Annotated in this window: 19 protein-coding genes and 2 tRNA genes; 11 read left to right on the top strand and 10 right to left on the bottom strand. The window is 60.7% G+C overall.

Going from position 1 to position 23825, the window contains the following annotated elements; all coding sequences use genetic code 11:
• Nucleotides 1-17: 17 nt before the first annotated feature.
• Complete coding sequence (locus BLU28_RS01175) at nt 18-479, top strand: DUF1284 domain-containing protein (protein WP_035209498.1); 462 nt, start codon at nt 18-20, stop codon at nt 477-479.
• On the opposite strand, the gene BLU28_RS01170 is transcribed toward BLU28_RS01175, so the two are convergent.
• On the bottom strand, nt 439-1539 hold the full coding sequence (locus BLU28_RS01170) for a hypothetical protein (RefSeq protein WP_035209433.1): 1101 nt from the start codon (nt 1537-1539) through the stop codon (nt 439-441). The genes BLU28_RS01175 and BLU28_RS01170 overlap by 41 nt on opposite strands.
• A 236-nt stretch (nt 1540-1775) precedes the next feature.
• On the opposite strand from BLU28_RS01170, the gene BLU28_RS01160 reads away from it, so the two are divergent.
• The 3 genes from BLU28_RS01160 to BLU28_RS01150 all read left to right on the top strand — a co-directional run bounded on the left by BLU28_RS01160 (nt 1776) and on the right by BLU28_RS01150 (nt 3839).
• Complete coding sequence (locus tag BLU28_RS01160; protein ID WP_004440405.1) at nt 1776-2921, top strand: site-specific DNA-methyltransferase; 1146 nt, start codon at nt 1776-1778, stop codon at nt 2919-2921.
• Nucleotides 2922-3294: 373 nt separating this feature from the next.
• Complete coding sequence (locus tag BLU28_RS01155; RefSeq protein ID WP_035209434.1) at nt 3295-3546, top strand: type II toxin-antitoxin system ParD family antitoxin; 252 nt, start codon at nt 3295-3297, stop codon at nt 3544-3546.
• A gap of 2 nt (nt 3547-3548) precedes the next feature.
• On the top strand, nt 3549-3839 hold the full coding sequence (locus BLU28_RS01150; RefSeq protein ID WP_175477655.1) for a type II toxin-antitoxin system RelE/ParE family toxin: 291 nt from the start codon (nt 3549-3551) through the stop codon (nt 3837-3839).
• 31 nt (nt 3840-3870) lie between these two features.
• On the opposite strand, the gene BLU28_RS01145 is transcribed toward BLU28_RS01150, so the two are convergent.
• Nucleotides 3871-4482, bottom strand: coding sequence for an HAD family hydrolase (locus tag BLU28_RS01145; protein ID WP_022555751.1), 612 nt, complete (start codon nt 4480-4482; stop codon nt 3871-3873).
• On the bottom strand, nt 4479-5582 hold the full coding sequence (mutY, locus tag BLU28_RS01140; RefSeq protein WP_035209437.1) for an A/G-specific adenine glycosylase: 1104 nt from the start codon (nt 5580-5582) through the stop codon (nt 4479-4481). The genes BLU28_RS01145 and mutY overlap by 4 nt, the downstream gene beginning before the upstream one ends.
• A gap of 97 nt (nt 5583-5679) precedes the next feature.
• Between mutY and BLU28_RS01135 the strand changes: the two genes are divergently transcribed.
• The 3 genes from BLU28_RS01135 to BLU28_RS01125 all read left to right on the top strand — a co-directional run bounded on the left by BLU28_RS01135 (nt 5680) and on the right by BLU28_RS01125 (nt 10568).
• On the top strand, nt 5680-6207 hold the full coding sequence (locus BLU28_RS01135) for a DUF721 domain-containing protein (RefSeq protein ID WP_006699987.1): 528 nt from the start codon (nt 5680-5682) through the stop codon (nt 6205-6207).
• A 128-nt stretch (nt 6208-6335) separates the two neighbouring features.
• Nucleotides 6336-7016: a DsbA family protein gene (locus BLU28_RS01130; protein WP_035209438.1), complete on the top strand. Its 681-nt coding sequence runs from the start codon at nt 6336-6338 to the stop codon at nt 7014-7016.
• Nucleotides 7017-7100: 84 nt separating this feature from the next.
• Nucleotides 7101-10568: a chromosome segregation SMC family protein gene (locus BLU28_RS01125; RefSeq protein ID WP_077986857.1), complete on the top strand. Its 3468-nt coding sequence runs from the start codon at nt 7101-7103 to the stop codon at nt 10566-10568.
• Between the two features lie 489 nt (nt 10569-11057).
• On the opposite strand, the gene BLU28_RS01120 is transcribed toward BLU28_RS01125, so the two are convergent.
• Nucleotides 11058-12032: a VOC family protein gene (locus BLU28_RS01120; RefSeq protein WP_077986718.1), complete on the bottom strand. Its 975-nt coding sequence runs from the start codon at nt 12030-12032 to the stop codon at nt 11058-11060.
• 228 nt (nt 12033-12260) lie between these two features.
• Here BLU28_RS01120 and ppdK point away from each other — a divergent pair, with 228 nt between their 5' ends.
• A complete protein-coding gene (gene ppdK / locus BLU28_RS01115; RefSeq protein ID WP_077986719.1) occupies nt 12261-14987 on the top strand; it encodes a pyruvate, phosphate dikinase in 2727 nt (908 codons plus the stop codon).
• Here the strand turns inward: ppdK and BLU28_RS01110 are convergent.
• From BLU28_RS01110 to BLU28_RS01100, 3 genes are all read right to left on the bottom strand, one after another.
• Nucleotides 14965-15237 (bottom strand): hypothetical protein, encoded by a 273-nt coding sequence (locus BLU28_RS01110; protein ID WP_004440421.1) that lies wholly within the window; start codon nt 15235-15237, stop codon nt 14965-14967. The genes ppdK and BLU28_RS01110 overlap by 23 nt on opposite strands.
• A gap of 131 nt (nt 15238-15368) precedes the next feature.
• Nucleotides 15369-15767, bottom strand: coding sequence for a hypothetical protein (locus BLU28_RS01105; protein ID WP_035209442.1), 399 nt, complete (start codon nt 15765-15767; stop codon nt 15369-15371).
• Between the two features lie 148 nt (nt 15768-15915).
• Complete coding sequence (locus tag BLU28_RS01100) at nt 15916-17280, bottom strand: dicarboxylate/amino acid:cation symporter (RefSeq protein WP_077986720.1); 1365 nt, start codon at nt 17278-17280, stop codon at nt 15916-15918.
• A gap of 579 nt (nt 17281-17859) precedes the next feature.
• Between BLU28_RS01100 and BLU28_RS01095 the strand changes: the two genes are divergently transcribed.
• Nucleotides 17860-18780 (top strand): DUF1499 domain-containing protein, encoded by a 921-nt coding sequence (locus BLU28_RS01095; RefSeq protein ID WP_077986721.1) that lies wholly within the window; start codon nt 17860-17862, stop codon nt 18778-18780.
• A gap of 252 nt (nt 18781-19032) precedes the next feature.
• Here the strand turns inward: BLU28_RS01095 and BLU28_RS01090 are convergent, their stop codons facing one another.
• Nucleotides 19033-19941, bottom strand: coding sequence for an MBL fold metallo-hydrolase (locus tag BLU28_RS01090; protein WP_004440431.1), 909 nt, complete (start codon nt 19939-19941; stop codon nt 19033-19035).
• A gap of 203 nt (nt 19942-20144) precedes the next feature.
• Here BLU28_RS01090 and BLU28_RS01085 point away from each other — a divergent pair.
• Nucleotides 20145-20219: transfer RNA gene (locus BLU28_RS01085), tRNA-Gln, on the top strand.
• A 238-nt stretch (nt 20220-20457) separates the two neighbouring features.
• On the opposite strand, the gene mqo is transcribed toward BLU28_RS01085, so the two are convergent.
• Both mqo and BLU28_RS01070 read right to left on the bottom strand, forming a co-directional pair.
• The gene (gene mqo, locus BLU28_RS01075) at nt 20458-22191 is read right to left on the bottom strand and encodes a malate dehydrogenase (quinone) (RefSeq protein ID WP_168247077.1); all 1734 of its coding nucleotides are present in this window, start codon (nt 22189-22191) and stop codon (nt 20458-20460) included.
• A 379-nt stretch (nt 22192-22570) separates the two neighbouring features.
• Nucleotides 22571-22993 (bottom strand): hypothetical protein, encoded by a 423-nt coding sequence (locus tag BLU28_RS01070; RefSeq protein WP_077986722.1) that lies wholly within the window; start codon nt 22991-22993, stop codon nt 22571-22573.
• A 264-nt stretch (nt 22994-23257) separates the two neighbouring features.
• Between BLU28_RS01070 and BLU28_RS01065 the strand changes: the two genes are divergently transcribed.
• Nucleotides 23258-23334, top strand: a tRNA-Pro gene (locus tag BLU28_RS01065).
• The last annotated feature ends 491 nt before the right edge of the window (nt 23335-23825 follow it).

The following is a 23825-nucleotide window of genomic DNA, read 5'->3' as shown; positions in this document are numbered from 1 at the left end:
CCCACCACCTTCTCTGCATGCTCACCTATGTGGGCAAGGGATATACATCCGGCTTCGTCGAAAATTACGACCGTGTCGCCGACCGCCTGAATGCCGGGGAAGAGGATATCGAGCTGGTGGATGGCCCCGACGACATCTGCGAGGGCCTGTTGTGTGAAAGCCATGCCCACTGTTTCAACGAAGGGGTTGTGAAGCGGGATGAGACGGCCCGCGTTTCGGTGTCAGTGCTTTTGGGCGAGACGCTGGCTGCCGGCCAGCGGTTGCAGGCGACACCGGACTTCCTTGCCAAGATGCGTCTGGCATTTGCAGCGGGAGATATCAGGCAGGCCTGTCGAGGCTGCCAGTGGAACAGGCTGTGCGACCGCATTGCCGCTTCAGGCTTTGCTGGCGTGAAAATCGGCGAACAGCCGGAGCCTCAAGCAGGCCTGCGGCCAAGGCCTACTCCGGCACACGCGTCTCGGTTCTCTCGGCAGCCTTAACCGTCGCCTTGATCTCCTTCGGATCGAGGCCCGACTTCTTGTCGTAACTTACCTTCACCGAATAATCGCCGGGATGAAGCGTTTCCTGATGCTGCGTGCCATAACGGCCGGAAATCTCCTTCTGCGTGCCCTGAAGGTCCCTGGTGGTTTCGACAATGTCGATCCGTTCCGCGCCGGGGGCGGTAATTGCGAGTACGCCCGCATCGAGATTGATGGTTATTTCCGTGCGTTTTCCGGCGGTCACGGTGAACGGCTGCTCCACTGTCACCTTGCCGAGGCGTGCGCGCATGACGAAATTACCGGCCGGCATTTCCATCATCTTGCCGGTGCCGTAAATGCCGTTGATGGCCTCCCGCGTGCCGTCAAGGGTTTCCTTGGCCGACATCGCTTCGAAGCGGATATCATCCGTTTCCACCGCCCTGCCGCCTTCCGCATACACGGCCTTGGCGATCACCACGCCGCTCGGAATGACAAGTTCGTGGCTGATCTTGTCGCCGGCCTTGATGGTGAGCTTCTCCTGCGCCCGCGCCGGGCCGACGCTGCCGGTGAGAAGCACTTCGCCCGCCGGCACGAAGACGGTATTCTGGCCATAGACGCTGTCTTTGAAATCATCCTTGGTGATTTCAGTTTTCGCCTGTGTCTCCACATCGCCGCCGGGGCTGCGTTTTGGCACGACAGTCAGTTCGGCCGCATCGAAATTTACCTTCGGCCTTGCAACGCTTCCGTCCTTCACCTCGAACGCTATTTCGCGGGTCACATTGCCCAGCGCCGCCACGCCCACATATCTGCCCGCTGGCAGCTTCGCCTCGAAGGTGGCGTCATAGGAACCGCCGGCATTCTCGTCGGTGCGCACGCCCGTGCGGTCGGCCTTGTAGAAATCCCAGCGCACCCTGTCACTGTTGCCGAGGGAGGGGCCGCCATCAAACAAAACCGCATCGGTGATGACGTTATATTGCGGGTTCGGTTGCTGGGCCTGCGAGGGCGTTGCCAACGCGACCGCGAAAAGTGCGGCCCAAACGACATTCATGGAAAAAGACGCCATTTTCATCACGGACCCCATTGCGGACTACCCCCTGCCATAATGGCTCTTCCTGCCGCGCGAATAAGCGGGCACAGGAGAACCCATTGTGCACAACGTTTTCGCCGGACTTCGGGTTCCCCGCCGGTCTCCGCAAATTGCGCCAGTGCGCCGCGAGAGCCATTTATTTCGCATTTTCCGTGACTTGTTCAGGCTTTGATAACCATCTTCGGTAACCATAAGCCTCAGTAGAGAGTAAGCGTATGGAGCGAGTACCAATGGCAGCAGTTTTTCCGCTGGCCGATTTTCGGCATGCCGGTTTTGATCGTGCAGGTGAGAGTGACGCCTGGAAAGACAGCATCATAAAGGGTGATTGCGTCGCTGCCTTGGATGCCCTCCCGAGCCAGTCGGTGGACGCGATTTTCGCCGATCCGCCGTATAACCTCCAGCTTGGCGGCACGCTGCACCGGCCCGATCAGTCGCTCGTTGATGCCGTCGACGACGAATGGGACCAGTTCGCCTCCTTCGAGGCCTATGATGCCTTCACCCGCGCCTGGCTGCTCGCCTGCCGCCGCGTGCTGAAGCCGAACGGCACCATCTGGGTCATCGGTTCCTATCACAATATCTTCCGCGTCGGCGCCACGCTCCAGAACCTCGATTTCTGGATCCTCAATGATATCGTCTGGCGCAAGACCAACCCCATGCCCAATTTCAAGGGCCGCCGGTTCCAGAACGCCCATGAAACCATGATCTGGGCGAGCCGCGATCCGAAGGCCAAGAACTACACCTTCAACTACGATGCGTTGAAGGCCTCCAATGACGACGTGCAGATGCGCTCCGACTGGCTGTTCCCTATCTGCAGCGGCCATGAGCGGCTGAAGGGTGAGGACGGCAAGAAGGTGCACCCCACCCAGAAGCCGGAAGCGCTGCTTGCCCGCATCATCATGGCTTCCACCAAACCGGGTGATGTCGTGCTCGACCCGTTCTTCGGCTCCGGCACCACGGGTGCGGTGGCAAAACGCCTCGGCCGCCACTTCGTCGGCATTGAGCGCGAGCAGGATTATATCGATGCCGCCGCCGCCCGCATCGCCGCCGTCGAACCGCTCGGCAAGGCGGAACTGACGGTCATGACCGGCAAGAAGGCCGAGCCGCGCGTCGCCTTCAACACCCTGCTGGAAAGCGGCCTCGTCCGTCCCGGCCAGGTGCTGACGGATGCAAAGCGCCGTTATAGCGCCATTATTCGTGCGGATGGTACGCTCGCATCCGCCGGAACCGCCGGCTCCATCCATCGCCTCGGCGCGAAGGTGCAGGGTCTCGACGCATGCAACGGATGGACGTTCTGGCACTTCGAAGACGGCGACGACCTGAAGCCGATCGATGATCTCCGAGCCATCATCCGCAGTGAACTGGCAAAGGCCGAATAGTCCAAGCCGAAAAGGCTTGAAGGCAACGATCCACCGCCCGCCCTTGTCCAGAATACGTCTCCGTCCGGTTTAGTACCTTCAGTCCCGGATGGAGAACGACCAGCGCCCGGCACATCGTGTCGGGCGTTGGTATTTTCGAATATAAAATTTTAGATAGACAAGTTTCGCGCAAGAGACGACAACTACTGTCCTAATCAAAGCAGTGGTTGTGAAAATCCGGTCTGGACAACTCACAAAAACATTGCGTCCAATGCCGCTTGCGGCAGGACTGGCGCAGGCCGGAGACCGCCATTTCCGCCTGCGCCAATTTCTTTTCCCGATCTTTTTGACAAACCTTGCCAAAATCTGCACTCTGTCCTCATAGGAGATGAAGATGGTGACCATGAATATTTCGCTGCCCGGCCAGATGAAGGAATGGGTCGAAGCGCAGTCTAAAACGGGCCGTTACTCCAATGCCAGCGACTATGTGCGAGATCTCATCCGAAAGGACCAGGAGCGGAGCGAAAAGATCGCTGCCATGCAGGGCCTAGTGGACGAAGGATTGCGGGCTCCCTCCGGTCATCGTTCTGAAGATGCCTTGTTTGCTGAGGCCGAAGCCCGCTCCATGAAACGTAAAATTGGCTGATCATGGGATTTCGCCTTTCTCTGCCTGCGGAAGAAGACGCCATCCGCATAGCGCAAGAAGGCATCGACCTATTTGGACCTCAGCAAGCGCGAAAGTACCATCGCGAACTTTTCGCAATATTCGACTTGATATCACGGAATCCGAGGATCGCACGCGAGCGTAACGAGTTGTCGCCGTCGGTGCGCATTCATCCGTTCAGAGCACATCTGGTGGTCTATCGCGTTGAGGCGGACGACGACGTCCTCATCGTCCGCGTCCGCCATGGGCACGAGGACTGGGGCAATGAGCCTTAATCCATGCCACGAGGTGACTTAAGGGCGGAACCTAAACCGCCACCCCAAATGCCTGCAGATCCTGCTTCAGCTTCTCCGCGCCGGTGAACTGCACCGCCTGCCAGCCGGCGGCCTTTGCGCCTTCGACATTGATCGCAGTATCATCGATGAACAGAGTTGCGGCGGGATTGAGCCCGAAATCGCGCGCATGAAGCTCATAAATCGCCACATCCGGTTTGATCAGCTTGATGTCACCGGAAACGGTGACGCCACGCGGCAGGGTGAGGAAGGGGAACATCTTTTGCGCCTCACGAAAAGTGTCGGAGGCGAAGTTGGTGAGCATCGTCACGTCGTGGCCGCTCTCGATAAGGCCTGTCATGATCGCGACGCTGTCGTCATAGGAATGCGAGACCATCTCGTGCCAGAACTTGCGGAAGGAGCGGATGTGCTCTTCCCGTTCCGGGAACTTCTCCACCAGCAAAGCTTCGGCATCCTCCCAGCGGCGGCCACGATCCTGCTCGAGGTTCCAGTCATGGGTGCAGACATTCTCGAAGAACCATTGGCGCTCATCGGCATCGGGAATGAGACGGCTATAGGGAATATGCGGATCGTAATGGATCAGCACCTTGCCGATGTCGAATACGATATGCTCAATCTTGGTCATCGAAATTTCCTGCTTTCATTGAATGCGGATGGAATAGCCTGCGCGATGACTTTTTTCATCACCGTTGGCAGCGCCTGCGCGTCAAGATTTGTAACCGGCTCCCACCATCCGTCATCCGGCCCGGTTTGGAGGTCGCCCGGAACCTGAGCGCGGTAGACGTTGAGCCTCAGCTCAAAATGGGTGAACACATGCACGATCACGCCCGTCGCCTGCCAGTCTGCGACAAAGGGCGCGTGACTTTGGTCCGTGCCGCCATCCAGGCGGGCGGTCCAAGCCGTTGTCGGCACCTCGGTCATTCCGCCGAGAAGGCCGCTTTCGACGCGCCGCCGCAGCAGGATTTCACCTTCTGCATTGACGGCCACAAAGGCAGCCCCGAGCCGCACCGGTTTTGCTTTCTTCGCGGCTTTCACCGGAAAACGCTCCGGCTCATCCTCCGCAAGCGCCAGACACACGCCATTGAACGGACAGAGCGCGCAGGCCGGCCGTTTCGGCGTGCAGATCGTTGCGCCAAGGTCCATCATCGCCTGGGCGAAATCCCCGGGCCTGTCGGCAGGGGTCAGCTCTGCTACCTTAGCTTTCATCGCCGGCTTGGAGCCGGGCAGTGGCGCATCGATGGCGAAGAGACGTGAAATGACCCGTTCGACATTGCCGTCCATGACAGCCGCCTGCCGGTCAAAAGCGATGGCAGCGACGGCAGCCGAGGTATAATCACCGATGCCGGGCAGTTGCTTCAAACCCTCTTCCGTGTCCGGAAAGACGCCGCCATGCTCATTCGCCACGGCTTCCGCGCATTTCTTGAGATTGCGGGCGCGGGCGTAATAACCAAGGCCTGCCCAGGCCGCCATGACGTCCTCGACCGGCGCCGCAGCGAGATCCGTGACGCTCGGCCACGCGGCGAGGAACTTCAGGAAATAAGGTTTTACGGCCTGCACCGTCGTCTGCTGCAGCATCACTTCGGAGAGCCAGACGTGATAGGGATCGGCGCGTTTTCCCTTCGCCGCCATGGCCGGGGAAGTGCGCCATGGCAATTCGCGATGGTGCCGGTCGTACCATGCGAGCAGCATCTGCGCATAAGACGACGAGGCGGTTTTTTGAAGCATGGTTTGCCGTTTCTGTTCGATTTGGCCTATAGTTGGGACATCCGTAGCGGGCGATCAAGAAAATGTGGATCGCCCTCTCCAAAATCGCGAGTGAAACATGCGTTATCCCCAGAGTGGTGCCGGCAAGAAGAAGGGCGTCGTGCAGATCGCCGAAGTCGCCAATGGCATCATGGACCCGGTCCTGTCGAAACGCGCCGGCATCAACACGGCGCTGCTCGGCTCCTGGGACGAGATCGCCGGGGACGATTTTGCCGATTGCACCCGCCCGGAAAAGATCACCTGGCCGCGCCGCGACGAAGGCCCGGACCGTGGCGGATATCAGCCCGGCGTGCTGACGATCGCCTGCGAAGGCGCGCGCGCGCTATTTCTCACCCACGCGCAGGGCGAACTCATTGCTCGCATCAACGGCTTTTTCGGCTTCCCGGCCGTGCGCCAGATCAGGATCGTACAGAAGCCCGTCTCGCAAACCATCACCCGCCGGCGCAAACCGCAGCCCCTGCGCGGCGATGCGGCAAAACGTCTCGATGACATGATGGACGGCATTGAAAGCGAGGCGCTGCGCAAGGCGGTGGAGAGGCTGGGCACGGCGGTGTTGCAGAAGAAGCCGGGGCGCAGGACGATTTGATGCAAGGTGCCGTCCTTGACTGGTCACAATTCTTTGACAAGAAGAGTTCAGAACCCCGCTTGTGATGAACAGGCCGTCGCTATATCGGAATCAACGGACAATAGAGTCTATTACCAACAGGTGCTTTCATGCATTTTCCCGAACTGACCATTTCCCGTCGCAGCCTTCTCGGCGGCGTTGCTCTTGCCGCCATTGCCACGGCCCTGCCGTTTGCCTTTACGCCCGGCGTCGCCGAGGCTCAGGAACTGCCTGAGTCCACCGGTGATGTGGATATGGCTGCGGTAATGAAGCCCGGCCCGCTGCCGGAAGCCGCGCTCGGCGATGCCAACGCACCCGTCAAGATCGTCGAATACATGTCGATGACCTGCCCGCACTGCGCCAACTTCCACAACAAGACCTTCGAAGAAATCAAGAAGAAGTATATCGATACCGGCAAGGTCTATTTCGTGCTCCGCGAATTCCCGTTCGATCCGCGCGCCGCTGCCGCCTTCATGCTGGCGCGCTGCGCACCGGAAGGTCAGTATTTCCCCTTCGTTTCCATGCTGTTCAAGCAGCAGCAGAGCTGGGCCGTTGCGCAGGATGCGCGCGCCGCCCTGCTGCAAATGTCGAAAATGGCCGGTTTCTCACAGGAGTCTTTCGAGGCCTGCTTGACGAACCAGAAACTTCTGGATGATGTGAACGCAACCATGCAACGCGGTGCGACGGAATTCGGCGTCAACTCCACTCCGACTTTCATCATCAACGGCAAGAAATACGCAGGAGACATGTCGGTTGAAACCATGTCGGCTGTCATCGACAAGCTGCTCTGATCACCGAAGCCTTCGGAAAACGGGCGGCGGATATTTCCGCACGCCCGTTTTTTATTGCCGTTTTTCTGTCCGGAGCGTGGCGGCATGAAGTTTAACAAGCTCCGCCTCGTCGGTTTCAAGTCCTTCGTCGAGCCCTCGGAATTCATCATCGAACCGGGCCTCACCGGCGTTGTCGGCCCCAATGGTTGTGGCAAGTCCAATCTTGTCGAAGCACTGCGCTGGGTGATGGGTGAGAACTCCTACAAGAACATGCGCGCCTCCGGCATGGATGACGTCATCTTCTCCGGTTCCGGTAACCGCCCGGCCAGAAACACCGCCGAAGTTGGCCTTTATCTCGACAATTCCGACCGCACCGCGCCTGCCGCCTTTAACGATGCCGATGAAATTCAGGTGACGCGCCGCATCGAGCGCGAAAACGGCTCCGTCTACCGCATCAACGGCAAAGAAGCGCGTGCCAAGGATGTGCAGCTTCTCTTCGCTGATGCCTCCACCGGCGCACGCTCGCCCTCCATGGTGGGGCAGGGGCGCATCGGCGAACTCATCAACGCCAAGCCGCAGGCCCGCCGCCAGCTGCTGGAAGAGGCGGCCGGCATTTCCGGCCTGCATTCGCGCCGCCATGAGGCCGAGCTTCGCCTGCGCGCCGCCGAGACCAATCTGGAGCGGCTCGAGGATGTGACCGCCCAGCTGGAGAGCCAGATCGAAAGCCTGAAACGCCAGGCGCGTCAAGCCAACCGTTTCAAGATGCTCTCCGCCGATATCCGCGCCCGCGAGGCGACGCTGTTGCACATTCGCTGGGTGGAAGCGAAGGAAGCCGAAGGCGAGGCGGAAAGCGCGCTCAATCAGGCAACGAACATCGTCGCCGAAAAGGCGCAGGCCCAGATGGAAGCGGCAAAGCAGCAGGGCATCGCCAGCCTGAAGCTGCCGGAGCTGCGCGAGGACGAGGCGAAAGTCGCCGCTGCCCTGCAACGCCTGCAAATCGCCCGCACCCAGCTGGACGACGAGGCCAACCGCCTGCTCCGCCGTCGTGACGAGCTGGCGCGCCGTCTGTCGCAGCTTGGCGAGGATATTATCCGCGAGGAGCGGCTGGTCTCCGACAATGCCCAGATACTCGCGCGGCTCGATGAGGAAGAAGCCGAGCTCCTCGAAATCCTGTCCGATTCCGGCCGCCATGCCGACGAAATGCGCGAAGCCTTCGAAGCTGCGTCCGTCAAGCTGGCGGAAAGCGAAGCCATCTTCACCGCCATCACCGCCGAGCGCGCGCAAGCCGCCGCCGCCCGGCAGCAATTGGAGCGGGCGATCCGCGATCTTTCCGACCGCAAGGTGAGGCTCGAACGGCAATCGCAGGAAGCAACGGCCGAGATCGAGGCCATCGACGAAAAACTCTCCGGTCTTCCGGACCCCGCGGAACGGCGCGAAGCGGTTGAGGCAGCCGAGATTGCCGTCGAAGATGCGCTGATCGTCGTGGAAGAGGCCGAGGCTGCCGTTGCCGAGGCGCGTTCCGCCGAAGCCATGGCGCGCGGGCCGCTGGAAACGGCGCGAAATCGCCTGAACGCGTTGGACACGGAAGCGCGTACCATCACCAAAATCCTCGCTTCAAGCGCCGCCGCGAATGGCAGCTTCACGCCGGTGGCGGAAGAAATGACGGTTGAGCGCGGTTATGAGGCGGCACTGGGCGCGGCGCTTGGCGACGATCTCGAAAGTCCGCTCGATGCCGCAGCACCTGCCTATTGGGCCGGTAATGGCGACGGTTCTGATGATCCTGCCTTACCGCAGGGCGCCAAACCGCTTCTGGATTATGTTCAGGCGCCGGATGCGCTTAGGCGTGCCCTCGCCCAGATCGGCGTCGTTGCAGACGTCACGGAGGCCCGGCGGCTGTTGCCGTCGCTGAAGGCCGGCCAGCGGCTGGTGACGCTCGAAGGCGCGCTGTTCCGCTGGGATGGCCATGTCGCCAGCGCTGATGCGCCGGGCGCTGCGGCACTTCGCCTGTCGCAGAAGAACCGCCTCGCCGAAATCGAAACCGAACTGGATGAAGCCCGCTCTATTCTGGAAGAGGCCGAAGACCAGCTTGCCGCGAAAACCGAGGAGATCAGAAGCAGCGAATTGCGGCTTTCGGACGTGCGAGACCGGAGCCGGCTTGCGACCCGTCATCTTGCCGAGGCACGCGAGGCGCTGACATCGGCCGAACGCGCCTCGGGCGATCTTTTGCGCCGCCGGGATATCGTCTCCGAAGCACTGAACCAGATCGGCGCGCAGATCGACGAGATCGCCGTTCAGGAAGAAAATGCCCGTATCGAGATGGAAGATGCGCCTGATCTTTCCGTGCTTGATCTGAAGCTGCGTGAAAGCCAGCTGGAAGTCGCGACCGATCGCGGCCTGTTGGCGGAAGCACGCGCCCGCCATGAAGGCGTGAGCCGCGAGGCGGAAAGCCGTCAGCGCAGAATTCAGGCAATCGGGCAGGAGCGTTCCACCTGGCAATCGCGGGCGGCAAGTGCCGCCGACCATATCGCCACGCTGCGCGAACGTGAGGAAGAGGCGCGCGAGGAAATCGCCGAGCTGGACATTGCGCCCGAGGAATTTGACGAAAAACGCCGCAACCTCCTCAACGAATTGCAGAAGACCGAAGACGCCCGCCGCGCGGCCGCCGACCGGCTGGCCGAGGCGGAAAACCTGCAACGCGCCGCCGACCGGCTGGCGGCAACGGCGCTTTCCGAACTCGCCGAAGCCCGCGAAAAGCGCGGCCGCGCCGAAGAGCGGCTGGTTTCCGCCCGCGAGAAACGGCAGGAGGCGGAACATCGCATCCGTGAGACGCTGAGTACCGAGCCGCATATGGCGTTTCGCCTGACCGGCCTTGGCCCGGACCAGCCAAAGCCCGATATCCGTGATGTCGAGCGCGATCTGGACCGGCTGAAGATCGAGCGCGAAAGGCTTGGCGCCGTCAATCTGCGCGCCGAGGAGGAGCAGGCCGAGCTTTCCGCCAAGCTTGAGGCGCTGATCAAGGAGCGGGACGATATCATCGACGCCGTGCGCAAGCTGCGTGCCGGTATCCAGAACCTCAACCGCGAGGGCCGCGAACGGCTGATTGCCGCATTCGATGTGGTCAATTCGCAGTTCCAGCGGCTGTTCACCCATCTCTTCGGCGGCGGCACGGCGGAATTGCAGCTGATCGAATCCGACGACCCGCTGGAAGCCGGTCTCGAAATCCTCGCCCGCCCGCCGGGCAAGAAGCCGCAGACCATGACATTGCTTTCCGGCGGCGAGCAGGCACTGACGGCCATGGCGCTGATATTCGCCGTCTTCCTCACCAATCCCGCGCCGATCTGCGTGCTGGACGAGGTGGACGCGCCGCTCGACGACCACAATGTCGAGCGCTACTGCAACCTTATGGATGAAATGGTGGCCTCCACCGAAACCCGCTTCGTCATCATCACTCACAATCCCATCACCATGGCGCGCATGAACCGCCTCTTTGGAGTCACCATGGCGGAGCAGGGCGTGTCGCAACTGGTGTCTGTTGATTTGCAGACCGCCGAACAGTTGCGCGAAGCCGTCTGAGGCGACATTTCCGGGATTCAATTTCTGGTTTTGCTCAATGTCAATTTATCTTGCCATATCACCCATTCGGGTGAGCGACATTGCGCGGCAGTTTGCTATGTCTTTCGCAAGAGCCAAAGGGTTCTCCTGAGACCCCACCATCCGGTTTCCTGTACCGGATGGAATGCCTTGCGAGGCCGCTGCCGTGGCCTCGCAAGGCTTTCTTTTCCGGGTTCATAGGGTTGCGCGGCGGTTTGCATTGGCAATTGTGTCAGGGGAGTAAGCCTCTTTCCGTCATACCGGCCTTGAGCCGGTATCCAGCCAGCCCAAGTCCTTGGGCTGAAAGGACTCTTCCCGTCGCGCGAGAGCCGCGTCGACTGGATTCCGGCTCAAGGCCGGAATGACGGAGAGAGGCGACGCAGCCAATCACTGTAAACACTGGCATGCTGCAACTGCCAATCGCGCAGTGTGCGAGTTTCTCGGCCCATGATGCATGGAGGCCACCATCACTCACCCCGGCACAAGCCGCAACCTTGTGCCCCAGGGGTCGATCGCTTCCACGACATTATTCTCCATCTCCACCAGCACATAACCCGCGGCCCGTAGCCGTGTTTTCTGCGCCTCGAGATCGGTGGGGTTGCGAACGGTGATTGAGAACCAGTCGAGGCCGGTTTCCATGGCGTTGCGTTCCTTTGCGCCACGGCTGTTCCAGGTATTCACCGCCAGATGGTGGTGATAGCCACCGGAAGAGAGAAAAGACGCGTCGGAACGCGCATCCTGTGTCGGTTTGAGCCCGACGGCCTCTTCGTAGAAGGCGCGGGCAGCGGCGATGTCGCCAACTCGCAGGTGGATGTGACCAATGCGCATTCCCGCGGGGGCGACGTCATAATCACTGTTTTTGGTATCGGTCAGCTTTACGAGATCATCGACATCCAGAGGCTCGGTGCCCATTTTAACCACGTTGCCGCTCCACACCCATGTGTCCGTGGGACGATCGCTGTAGACCTCGATGCCGTTACCTTCGGGATCGTTGAGATAGATCGCCTCGCTGACATTGTGATCGGCAAAACCCGTCAGAGGCACCTGCTTCAGCGCCGCATGCACCAGCCAGCGCGCCAGATCCTTGCGGGAGGGCATCAGATAGGCGACGTGGAACAGACCGGCAGAGGTGGGGCTCTCGAAATCCGCTGCCGGCTTGTGATCGAGATCGAGCAGCGGCACGGTCCCGACACCCAGCGTCACGCCCCTTGCCGTGCGTTCCACTTCGTTCATACCCAGCACCGAACGGTAATAATCGATCATCGGATCGAGTTCGCGCACGCGCAGCGCCGCCTTGCCGATATGCATCGGCGTCGTCAACGCAAAGGGCGGGGTGGGATCGACGGCGGCGGAAGCTCCGCCCTCGGCTCTAAGCGCACCGGCAAGGGCGGTGGCGGCGCAGGAAATTCCGGCAAATTTAAGCGTGTGGCGGCGGGTAAATTGCATGAATAATCTCTTTGTCGGCGATTTGAATGGCTTAGGTAACACTCCGTTTCAGCGCACTACACGAATGCGTCAATGCTGCTGTTATGTCCTGTTTAAGGCAATTCTGGCGCGCAATTCGCCGCAATTATGTTGCACTGCGATGTAAACTACGCGTTGCGGCGTTCCCAACGTGCCGCCAATGCTGTAGATGATAGAAAAATGACAACGCTTCTGGGTGGAGAGCGTGGAATGAAAAAATGGGTTTATACCTTCGGCAACGGTGCTGCCGAAGGCCGGGCAGGTGACGTTGCGATATTGGGCGGCAAGGGCGCAAACCTTGCCGAAATGGCAAGTCTCGGCCTTCCCGTTCCCCCAGGCCTCACCATCATTACCGACGCCTGCGCGCTTTATCACAAGAACGGCCGCGATCTCCCGGATGACCTGAAGCTTCAGGTCATGGCCGGCCTGCATGGTATGGAAATCGTGACCGGCAAGACCTTCGGCGGCAGCCAGTCGCCACTGCTCATCTCCGTTCGTTCCGGCGCGCGCGCCTCCATGCCCGGCATGATGGATACGGTGTTGAACCTTGGTCTCAACGACCGCACCGTCGAGGCATTGGGCCACGATGCGGGCGACGCGCGTTTTGCCTGGGACAGCTATCGCCGCTTCATCCAGATGTATGCTGATGTCGTCATGGGTCTCGACCATGAAATGTTCGAGGAAATCCTCGAAGATGAAAAAGGCCGGCTTGGCCATGAATACGATACGGACATGTCGGCGGTCGAATGGCAGCACGTCGTTTCGCTCTACAAGAAGCTGATCGAAGATGAGCTCGGCGAAGCCTTCCCGCAGGATTGTCACGTCCAGCTTTGGGGCGCAATTGGCGCCGTGTTCGCCAGCTGGACCAACCACCGTGCCGTGACCTATCGGCACCTGCACAATATTCCCGGCGACTGGGGCACGGCCGTTAACGTTCAGGCCATGGTCTTCGGCAATCTCGGCTCGTCCTCGGCAACCGGCGTCGCCTTTACCCGCAACCCCTCGACAGGCGAGGCGGAGCTTTACGGCGAATTCCTCGTCAATGCGCAAGGCGAAGACGTGGTGGCGGGCATCCGCACGCCGCAATCCATCACCGAGGCCGCACGCTTGGCCTCCGGCTCCGACAAGCCATCCATGGAAAAGCTGATGCCGGAAGCCTTTTCCGAATTCCTGGCGATCTGCAAGCGGCTGGAAACCCACTACCGCGACATGCAGGATCTTGAATTCACCATCGAGCGCGGCAAGCTCTGGATGCTGCAGACCCGCTCCGGCAAGCGCACCACCCGTGCCGCCATGAAGATTGCGGTCGATATGGTGGAGGAAGGGCTGATTTCGCAGGACGAAGCCGTCTGCCGCATCGAGCCGTCGTCGCTCGACCAGCTGCTGCATCCCACCATCGATCCCGGCACATCCCGTCCCATCATCGGCTCCGGCCTGCCCGCCTCTCCAGGGGCGGCAACGGGTGAGATCGTCTTTACCGCGGAAGAGGCGGTCGCCGCCGAAGCCGAGGGGCGTCGCGTCATTCTGGTACGCATCGAAACCAGCCCGGAAGATATTCACGGCATGCATGCCGCCGAAGGCATTCTGACGACGCGCGGCGGCATGACCAGCCACGCCGCCGTGGTGGCGCGCGGCATGGGCATTCCCTGTGTCACCGGCGCCGGCTCCATGCGGGTCGATATGCGCAACAGGGTGCTGATCGGCGTCGGCTGCATGCTGAAGCGGGGGGATGTCATCACCATCGATGGTTCCTCCGGCCGGGTGCTGAAAGGCGAGGTGCCGATGACGCAGCCGGAACTCTCGGGCGATTTCGGCAAGCTGATGGAATGGGCGGACAAGCTGCGCCGGATGACCGTGCGCACCAATGCGGACACGCCCGCCGACGCCCGCGCCGCGCGCGCTTTTGGCGCTGAGGGCATTGGCCTCTGCCGTACCGAACACATGTTCTTCGAGGGCGACCGCATCCATGTCATGCGCGAGATGATCCTGGCCGAAAGCGAAAAGGGCAGACGGGCGGCGCTCGATGAGCTTCTGCCGATGCAGCGCTCGGATTTCACCGAACTTTTCCAGATCATGCACGGCCTGCCGGTGACGATCCGCCTGCTCGACCCGCCACTGCACGAATTCCTGCCGAAGACGGATGGTGAAATCGTCGAGGTTGCCGCCGCCATGGGCATGCCGCAGACGGTGTTCCGCCAGCGGCTTGATGCGCTGCACGAATTCAACCCCATGCTCGGCCATCGTGGCTGCCGCCTCGCCATCTCCTACCCGGAAATCGCCGAAATGCAGGCCCGCGCCATTTTCGAAGCCGCCGTTACGGCGGCGCGCATTACCGGCGCGCCCGTCGTGCCTGAGATCATGGTGCCGCTGGTTGGCCTGCGTTCGGAACTGGATTACGTGACCGCGGTCATCGATGGCGTCGCCGAGGCGGTGGCGAAAGAAACCGGCATGGAGATCGAATATCTCACGGGAACCATGATCGAGCTGCCGCGTGCGGCCCTGCGCGCCCATGTCATTGCCGAAGCGGCCGAATTCTTCTCCTTCGGCACCAACGATTTGACGCAGACGACCTTCGGCATTTCCCGCGACGATGCGGCGCGTTTCATCAATACCTATCAGCGTAAGGGCATCATCGAACGCGACCCGTTCATTTCGCTCGATTTCGATGGCGTGGGTGAATTGATCCGCATCGCCGCCGAACGCGGCCGCCAGACGCGGCCAGAACTGAAGCTCGGTATCTGCGGCGAACATGGCGGAGACCCGGCCTCGATCCATTTCTGCGAAAATGCCGATCTTGATTACGTCTCGTGCTCGCCTTTTCGCGTGCCAATCGCCCGCCTAGCCGCCGCGCAGGCGACGCTTGCCGCGCGGGCGGAAGAAGGGCAGGTCGCAAGCAATGTCGCCTTTATCCCCGTCAGGGGTTCTGTTGGACGATGATGCGCCGCTCCACCACCACGGGACGGTAGAACATGTCGCGGTTCATCTGCGCCTGCCAGGCACGGTTGTCGGCGCGGCGGTCCATTTCCAGATCGAGAAGGCAACCGGCCATCGGGTCAGTGCCGGGGCGGAAACCGTAACCCCGGCATGTCGCCTCATCCCGAGCCCGGCGCTCTTCCGGTGTCAGCGTCTGGCATGCGGTGAGCGCCAGCATGGCGGCAAGCGCACCGAAGACGATGGAAAAGCGCATTTTGTTTCTCCCTGAAATGACAGCCGTACGGCACTTATTGCCGAGATTGATACGCCTGTTTTAGGACGGGGAAAAGCCGCGGCGGGGTGGAAAGTTGCATCAATAGGCCGCCGCAGGCACCTCCGCTGTGCTTAATATCTGGACAGGAAGGAGGGCGGGAAAAAGCCCTGCTGAATGAGCCAGTCACTCAACAGAAGCGTGAGGATGCCGGCGAGAAGAAGACCGCCCATGAATGCGATCAGGCCGAGGGTGGCGCGTGTCCAGCGGCGGGTCTGATAGAGATAAATGGCAAGGCCCACAGGCGCGAGCAGAATAGTCGCGAATTTTACGGCAGAGCTGCGTCGGGAACCCCGCTTTTCGGCATCCTCTATCTGCCACCACGCAAACAGGGTGATGATGCCGATCATCTGCACCAGATCGTTTGCGGTAAAGGAACTGGGCGGTCCGGCGGGCCAGATGGCCGCGTCGATAAGAAGCCCGACTGAAACAAAGACGAGCAGGCCGACATAGATCCAGTTACGTTTCACCATGCATACGTTCCGCTGAAGCTGCGCTTTGTCCGTGTCGTTATGGCTATCGATGAAGCCATCTCCGTCAACCCCTAACTTTAATGGGGCAAAGGAAGTGGCCAACGCAGGGCATCTCCTTTTTATCGGAAACGCCCCGCGATTATTGCTGTCAGGCCGTCGCCACTTCACGGTCATCGAGTGCGTCGATGTCCTTGGCGTTGTTATAAACGGCCTCGTTGAGAATGCCCTCGCGTTTGGCGACAATAGTCGGCACCAGCGCCTGTCCGGCGACGTTGACCGCGGTGCGGCCCATGTCCAGGATCGGGTCGATGGCGAGCAGCAGGCCCACACCTTCAAGCGGCAGTCCGAGCGTGGAGAGCGTCAGCGTGAGCATAACCACCGCGCCGGTCAGTCCGGCCGTTGCGGCGGAACCGAGCACCGAAACGAAGACGATCAGCACATATTCCTGAATGCCGAGCGGCACCTGGAAGAACTGCGCGATGAAGATCGCCGAGATTGCCGGATAGATCGCGGCGCAGCCGTCCATCTTGGTCGTGGCGCCGAGCGGCACGGAGAAGGCGGCATATTCGCGCGGCACGCCGAGGCTCTTTTCCGTCACGGTTTCGGTGACGGGCAGTGTGCCGATGGAGGAACGCGAGACAAAGGCGAGCTGGATGGCCGGCCATGCGCCCGCAAAGAAGCGCGAGGGCTTCAGGCCATGCGCGAGAAGCAGCGCCGGGTAAACCACGAAAAGCACCAGTGCGAGACCGATATAGACGGCCGCTGCATACCAGCCGAGCTGCGACAGCGTGGTCCAGCCATATTGGTCAACTGCGCGGCCAAGCAGGCCGATGGTGCCGATGGGGGTAAGGCGGATGACCCACCACAGGATTTTACGCACGATGGCGAGCAGCGACTGGTTGAAGGCGAGGAACGGCTCCGCCGCCTTGCCGGCTTTTAGCGCCGCGACACCGAAGGCAATCGACACCACCAGCAACTGCAGGACGTTGAAATTCAACGAGGTGCTGCCCGCGCCATTGCTGATTTTGGTAGATGCTTCAAGGCCGAAGACGTTGGCCGGGACGAGACCCTTGAGGAAGTCCAGCCAAGAACCGGTGGAGGACGGTGCTGCCGCTGCCGTATTGGCGATCGCCGTGTTGACGCCCGGCTGGATGACAAGACCGAGCACGATGCCGATGACGACCGCGATCAAAGCGGTGATGGCGAACCAGAGCAGCGTCTGCCAGACAAGCTTCGCCGCATTAGAGAGGTTCTTGAGATTGGCGATGGAGGCGACGATGGCGGTAAAGATCAGCGGCGGCACCAGTGCGCGCAGCAGCTGGACGAATATGCTGCCGATGGTCTGCAGCGTCACCGAAAGCCAGTTGGGGCTGCCGGCGGCGTCGGGGCCGATATTGCGGGCAACAAGGCCAAGCAGCAGGCCGATGACCATGGCTATCAGAACCTGAAAGCCAAAATTGCGATAAAAGGGTTTATGCCCCGAAGGGCGGGCAGAGGTCGTTGCCTGTGACATGACATGTCTCTTTATTGTGCAAGAAAGCGAGAATGTTGCATTTTTTACAAGCATTCTCGAGGGAGGTCGCCGAGAATACGCCGATTTCCTCAGCAATTAAGGGATGAACGTGCGTATTTGTTGCATTGTCGGGGAATTATTCCCTGGCGCTGCGGCAATGCGGAAAAATATTCCTGCTTCTTGTTGGGGTGGCCTCTCAGTCCGTCGCGCAGGGAAAGTCATGCTAATTGCGCCGACGTCATCCTCGGGCCTGTCCCGAGGTCTGCCGACATATTGATTTTTATTGGAGGTGGTTGGATCCTCGGCACAGGGCCGAGGATGACGTTGAACGGGTCTTCATGCTTAATCACCGACCTCAAGGAAACTGCGACCTGTCCGGAAATTTAACCCGGACAGAAGTGGATCATGTCCGGCATGATGGAAGAGAGGTCTTCGGGGGGCACGCTTTACCCGCAGATCGCCCCCTCCTTTGTTTTCCTCGCCGCAATTCCGGTCTATGACATCATATGCAGGTGATTCCCTGCCAGAACCCGGGTGCAACGCCTCTTAGCCAATGCGATCTAACGGATATCCGCTTCCATGACTGTGCGTTTCGTCCGGCCTTTTTCGGTTGCAGCCTATCTTTCCCGCTACCTGGGCCTGGCGGCGCTGGCGCTTTTTCTCATCGCCGCCGGCATCCACCGTTTCGGGCCGCTGACGACGCCTGATCTTGTCGGGCTGCTCCTCATTGCTGCAGGCATCGCTTTTCTTGCCGTGCTTCTGGCGCTGATCGGCCTTGAGCGGCTGTGGACCAGAGGCGCACGCGGCGGCCTTTCGGCGCTGGCGGCGCTGCTTTTCTCGGCCCTGCCGCTCGGCGTTGTTGGCTACGGCGCCTTTCTTTATTGGCAGCAGCCGAAGATTTACGACATCTCCACTGACCTGAGCGATGTGCCGGAGTGGCTGGCGACACCGGCCGCCAACCAGCAATGGCTGGTGCGGCCCGCGACCATTACCAAGGCTGATCGCGATGTGCAGATGGAGGCCTATGCCAGCCTTGCCGGGCGCCGTTATGAAGGCGCGATAGACCGCATCTACGCCGCCGCCAAAAAAATGGCCGCCTCCCAGAATATCCGCATTACCCATACGAAGGGTGTGATCGGGGCGGAGGATGCCCCTGCCGTCGGGGTGCCAGCACAGGACAGGCAGCAGCCCGCCGACGATGCGCCGGTGGAAGACCTGCCCTCCATCGTGCCCGTGCCCATGGCCCGCCCGACCGACGCGCCTTTGCCCACCTTCTTCAACGGCAGCGGCGTGGTGCTGATGCAGGGTGAAACCCGCACCCGCATCTGGGGCCTGCGCTTCGATATCCTCATTCGCCTGAAGGAAGAGGCGGAAACCACCATCGTCGATGTCCGCGTCGCCTCCCGCTACGGCCCGCACGATCTTGGCATGGGTGCGGCGATTGCCGAGGCCTATCTCGATGCTCTGGATGCGGAGATGCAGGGTCTGAACGATAATTGAGGCCGGAAGGCAAAGCAACACGTCGGCCGAATGGATCGCGACGTCGCCGCGCATTTCTTCTCCCTGCCGGGGAGAAGGTGGCCCGAAGGGTCGGATGAGGGGCAACGGCGGAGATTTTCGGAGAGCTTGCCCCTCATCCCGCTGCCGCGGACTTCTCCCGGCGGGGAGAAGAAACAGGTGGCACCCGCTCGCTCCCCACCGAAGGGGCGGCAATCACGAAAGCACCTTGAGAGCTGGCTAGTTAAAACCCCGTCACGCCGGGAAATATTCACCCGTGAGCGAAGGCGCGCCATCCGTCCGAACTTCGCCCTTCTCGATCAGATCCTCGATATGCGCCAGCACGGAAAGTGCCGCCGCCCCATGCAGGCGCTTGTCGGTGCTGGCATAGATCACCTTCACCATATCGGCGATCAGCCTGTCGCCGTCCCTGATCCGCTTCAACACCGCCTTTTCCCGCATGCGGCGGTGGGCGCGCAAGCCCCGCATGAAGGCTGCGGGATCGGTGACCGGGCCGCCATGGCCGGGCAGGAACAACCGGTCGTCGCGGGTGAGCAACCGCTCCAGTGAAGCCATGTAGTCGCTCATCGCCCCATCAGGCGGCGCGACGATAGTGGTAGCCCAGGCCATGACGTGATCGGCCGAAAAAACGATGCCGCTGCCCTCAAGCGCAAAGGCGGCGTGGTTGGCGGTGTGGCCCGGCGTATGCAGCGCCGTCAATGTCCAGCCGTCGCCGGAAAGGCTCTGCCCGTCGCCCAGCGCGATGTCGGGCGCGAAAGCCGTATCGGAACTTTCGGCAAAGGGATTGGTCTCGCCCACATGCAGTGGCCGGGCGGCGCGGTGCGGGCCTTCCGCCACCGTCAGCGCCCCGGTCGCCTGCGCCAGCCTGCGGGCAAGCGGCGAATGATCGCGATGGGTGTGGCTGACGAAGATGTGCGTGACTTCGCGCCCTTCGAGCGCGGCCATCAGCGCCCGAAAATGCGCCTCATCCTCCGGGCCGGGATCGATGACGGCGACGGAACGGTCACCGACGATATAGGAATTGGTGCCATGGAAGGTGAAGGCGGAAGGATTGTTGACGGTGATGCGCTGGATGAGCGGGGCGACGGGAACCGCCTCGCCATAGGCCGGCTGGAAATCGAGATCGAATGCCGGGTCCGCCATCGAGACCTCCTGAAAAAATGCCATGCATGCTTGCGCCGCGGCCTCATCCGCGTCACGGCCAAGCCCTAACATGCGAACTTCGACACGGCACCCAAAAAGCTTGAATTTTGTGAAAAAATTGGTCGCCGGGTCATTGCCGCGCCGGGCAGGCTTTGCTAATCAGGCGCGGTTCAGGCAGCGGCGTTTCGCTCTCGCTGCCCTGTTGGGGCGTCGCCAAGCGGTAAGGCACCGGTTTTTGGTACCGGCATTCCCAGGTTCGAATCCTGGCGCCCCAGCCAACTATCCCCAAGTCAAATCAGTGTTTGCAGATCCCGGCGACCGTCAATAACGGGAACTACTTCACGGAGCGTATTTTGTCGCCATCGGTATCCGGCACGGTTTCGTAGAGAATGATGTAGGGCGCTTCAACCAGCATGCGGGCGGATGGAAAAATTTTCGGGTGGCGCTCACCTTCAACAAAAAACGCCGCCCATCCAAAGACAGGCGGCGTACAGCCTCAAATCTCTCACCTAAACCTTAAAGCGCGATATCTGGCACCTTCTTCACCGGCGCACTCGCAGGGGCCGAGCCAGCTGCCTTCAGCGCCTCAAGATCGATCTGCGGCGGGGTCGGCAGCTGCAGGTGCTCGGCGGTGTAGGCCCATTCCTCACGTACCTTTTCCGGGTCGTCATTGAGCTTGGTGCCGTAGCTCGGCACGATCTGGCGCAGCTTCGTCTGCCATTCCGGCGTCGCCACCTTGTCCTTGAAGACTTTTTCCAGAACGCTGAGCATGATCGGCGCTGCGGTGGAAGCGCCCGGCGAAGCGCCGAGCAGGCCGGCGATGCTGCCGTCCTGTGCGGATACGACTTCGGTGCCGAGCCGCAGCACGCCGCCCTTTTCTTCGTCGCGCTTGATGATCTGCACGCGCTGGCCTGCCTGCCACAGGCGCCATTCCCCCTGCTTGGCATTCGGGAAATATTCCTTCAGCGCAGCAAAGCGGTCGTCATCCGACATCATCAGCTGGCCGGCGAGATATTCTACCAGCGGATATTCATCGATGCCGACGCGCACCATCGGCCAGGCATTGCTGGTTGTTACGGAGGAGACGAGATCGAAATAAGAGCCTTCCTTCAGGAACTTGGTGGAGAAGGTGGCGAAAGGTCCAAACAGGATGACGCGTTTGCCGCCCAGCACGCGGGTATCGAGGTGCGGCACCGACATGGGCGGCGAGCCCACCGAGGCCTTGCCATAGGCCTTGGCCAGATGCTGCATCGTCACATCGGGGTTCTCGTTGATGAGGAACGAGCCGCCGACAGGGAAACCGGCATAATCATCCGCTTCCGGAATGCCGGACATCTGCAGCAGATGCAGCGCGCCGCCGCCGGCGCCGATGAACACGAATTTCGCATCCACCACCTGTTCGGCATCGGTCTTGGTGTTGGTATAGGTCACGCGCCAGCTGCCGTCGGCATTGCGCTGGATGTCGGAAACCTCGCTATTGACCTGCAGGTCGAAATTCTGGTCGCTCTGCAGATGGGAGACGAACTGGCGGGTGATTTCGCCAAATTCCATGTCGGTGCCGAGCGGCGACCAGGTTGCGCCGATCTTCTGGGAAGGATCGCGGCCTTCCATCATCAGCGGCACCCACTTCTTGATCTGCTCGGGATCGGTGGAGAACTCCATGCCGGCGAAAAGCGGGCTCGCCTTCAGCGCCTGATAGCGCTTTTCCAGATAGGCGACGTTCTCGTCACCCCAGACGAAGCTCATATGCGGCGTGTGGTTGATGAAGGAGCGCGGGTTCTTCAGAACGCCGTTGCGCACCTGCCATGCCCAGAACTGCCGGGAAATCTGGAAGGATTCGTTGATGTTGATCGCCTGGCTGATCTTGATGTTGCCCTTGTCGTCTTCAGGCGTGTAGTTCAGCTCGGCAAGCGCGGAATGGCCGGTGCCGGCATTGTTCCAGCCGTTGGAGCTTTCAAGCGCCACGCCGTCCAGCCGCTCCAGCATCTGCATCGACCAGGTGGGCTCCAGCTCGCGCAGCCACACACCGAGCGTCGCGCTCATGATGCCACCACCGATGAGAAGCACGTCGACCTTCTTGGCGGTCGTATTGGCGAGAAGCGGGGAAGAGGGCAGCGCTGCTGCGGCAAGCCCGGCGAGAGCACCGCCCAGAACCTGTCGACGGTTCAGCGGAAATGCATGGGAGAGGGAAGTTTCCTCGGAGAGATCAGTGAGCTGGGATTTGTCTTGATCGATGGGAGTCACGGCCATACCTGATTCTTGTTTTGTGTTAAAAACATTCCTCCCGACCGCCCCGTTATAGCAAAGCGCAGAGCGGCACAACCCGGACTCATCCACCCCAGTTCAAGCGGTTTTGTGCGGGTTTTGCCGCGGCGGACGGCCGATCTCACGGTTATGCCGATTATCCTTTTGATGATTGTTAAGATAAGTTGAGGCTTTCAAACGGTTGAAAGCGTTCCCTGGCGGGATTTTGCCAAAAACGCAGCGCCAGCACCCTTTCCAGTGAGTTGCGATCCGCAAGGTGCCGCTTCAGGCACAATTTTTTCAGAATAATGACGGAAATCCCGAAAAAGTGAAAAGGCCCGCCGGTTCGGGCGGGCCTTCGTGCATTTTGGCTTGTGGCTGACGATCAGTTGGCGGCGAGGAATTCCGCGCAGTAGCTCGGACCGTTGACGCCCGGGCGATCGGAGATCGTGCGCACGGCGGTGATCTTGTAATCGCTGGAGACGACCAGCTGCACCGTGCAGGAAAGGGAGGCGGTGCGGGCGGGCGAAATCTGCCGGCCTTTTTTGCCATCCTTGCCTTCTTCGAACTTCGCCGGAATCGTCGCCTTCTTGTAGCCGCCGCGCCAGTTGTAGACGGTGGAGCTGCCGCTTTCGGTGTCGCTCAGCGGCGGGCCGAATTTGGCGAAGAAAATACCTGCGGACTGGCCGACCCAACGGGTCTCAACCGGGCTCTTCTGGGTGAAGGTAGGCGTGGAGCCATCGGTGGAAGTGGTGCAGGCCGAGAGCGCAATGGCAAACGCTGCAAGCGTTACGCTGCGAAATAGCATGGTGAAATGTCCTTTGTGCCGTGTCCGGCATCCCGCCGGTCATTCCGTTCCCCTAGCAGATTTGGCGGCGGCGGGCAGGGGAGCTGTGCGGCCCGATGAAAATTTCCTGCCACAATTGCTTTTTTGTAACGTTTTGAAGCCTTCCGCCCGGTGCCGCCGGTGCCTGCCGGTGCTGTTTCAGCAGGTGGGGAAAACTTGTCATAAAAAATGCAATAAGCCGCTTGTCGAATGCCGGAGGCTGGTCTATAGAAGCGCCGCTGGTCACGGAGTGTAGCGCAGTCTGGTAGCGCACCACGTTCGGGACGTGGGGGTCGGAGGTTCGAATCCTCTCACTCCGACCAGCTAGAAGCCCGATAAATCAGCGGCTTGCAAAAAATCCCGATACTTGCTGAAAACCTCCATATCAAATCGTCATACATCAACCGGACCGGTCGCATCAGAGCCGGTTTGAATGCATTCGTCGCCCATGCCTCGGAGCCCAGTTGGGTAGGTTGTCGCAACTTCCTGCGCTTCCACTTTTCCGTATGCGCGAATAAAAGAGGCCCGTCGCTCCGCCAAGCGCCAGGCCCCAATGTCGCGGCCTGTTTCAGGGGACGCGCGACACGGACCGTCTTAGAAGTGTCAATTCAGGTCCACAATCCAAGAAGTTACCCGTGACAGTCGCGAGCCCCGAGTTTCAGGGCCATCGCCGTGATCAACTTATCGCGATCAAAAAAGAGGCCCGCTGCATTTTCAAGCAACGAGCCTCTGTTCGGCCGCTTGGCGGAGCGACCGAGGGCAAATTCGCCTTTTGCCCATGAACGCCGAATGAACGAGCGCCCTTCTGCGCCGC

This window comes from Agrobacterium pusense (assembly GCF_900102105.1).
Classification (GTDB): domain Bacteria; phylum Pseudomonadota; class Alphaproteobacteria; order Rhizobiales; family Rhizobiaceae; genus Agrobacterium; species Agrobacterium pusense.
The sequence above is the reverse complement of the archived record's forward strand: the minus strand, read 5'-3'. Positions and strand labels throughout refer to the sequence as shown.

Coding starts and splice junctions, on each gene's coding strand:
- BLU28_RS01175 (WP_035209498.1), top strand. CDS start 18: ATGCTCACCTATGTGGGCAAGGGATATACATCCGGCTTCGTCGAAAAT.
- BLU28_RS01170 (WP_035209433.1), bottom strand. CDS start 1,539: ATGGGGTCCGTGATGAAAATGGCGTCTTTTTCCATGAATGTCGTTTGG.
- BLU28_RS01160 (WP_004440405.1), top strand. CDS start 1,776: ATGGCAGCAGTTTTTCCGCTGGCCGATTTTCGGCATGCCGGTTTTGAT.
- BLU28_RS01155 (WP_035209434.1), top strand. CDS start 3,295: ATGGTGACCATGAATATTTCGCTGCCCGGCCAGATGAAGGAATGGGTC.
- BLU28_RS01150 (WP_175477655.1), top strand. CDS start 3,549: ATGGGATTTCGCCTTTCTCTGCCTGCGGAAGAAGACGCCATCCGCATA.
- BLU28_RS01145 (WP_022555751.1), bottom strand. CDS start 4,482: ATGACCAAGATTGAGCATATCGTATTCGACATCGGCAAGGTGCTGATC.
- mutY (WP_035209437.1), bottom strand. CDS start 5,582: ATGCTTCAAAAAACCGCCTCGTCGTCTTATGCGCAGATGCTGCTCGCA.
- BLU28_RS01135 (WP_006699987.1), top strand. CDS start 5,680: ATGCGTTATCCCCAGAGTGGTGCCGGCAAGAAGAAGGGCGTCGTGCAG.
- BLU28_RS01130 (WP_035209438.1), top strand. CDS start 6,336: ATGCATTTTCCCGAACTGACCATTTCCCGTCGCAGCCTTCTCGGCGGC.
- BLU28_RS01125 (WP_077986857.1), top strand. CDS start 7,101: ATGAAGTTTAACAAGCTCCGCCTCGTCGGTTTCAAGTCCTTCGTCGAG.
- BLU28_RS01120 (WP_077986718.1), bottom strand. CDS start 12,032: ATGCAATTTACCCGCCGCCACACGCTTAAATTTGCCGGAATTTCCTGC.
- ppdK (WP_077986719.1), top strand. CDS start 12,261: ATGAAAAAATGGGTTTATACCTTCGGCAACGGTGCTGCCGAAGGCCGG.
- BLU28_RS01110 (WP_004440421.1), bottom strand. CDS start 15,237: ATGCGCTTTTCCATCGTCTTCGGTGCGCTTGCCGCCATGCTGGCGCTC.
- BLU28_RS01105 (WP_035209442.1), bottom strand. CDS start 15,767: ATGGTGAAACGTAACTGGATCTATGTCGGCCTGCTCGTCTTTGTTTCA.
- BLU28_RS01100 (WP_077986720.1), bottom strand. CDS start 17,280: ATGTCACAGGCAACGACCTCTGCCCGCCCTTCGGGGCATAAACCCTTT.
- BLU28_RS01095 (WP_077986721.1), top strand. CDS start 17,860: ATGACTGTGCGTTTCGTCCGGCCTTTTTCGGTTGCAGCCTATCTTTCC.
- BLU28_RS01090 (WP_004440431.1), bottom strand. CDS start 19,941: ATGGCGGACCCGGCATTCGATCTCGATTTCCAGCCGGCCTATGGCGAG.
- mqo (WP_168247077.1), bottom strand. CDS start 22,191: ATGGCCGTGACTCCCATCGATCAAGACAAATCCCAGCTCACTGATCTC.
- BLU28_RS01070 (WP_077986722.1), bottom strand. CDS start 22,993: ATGCTATTTCGCAGCGTAACGCTTGCAGCGTTTGCCATTGCGCTCTCG.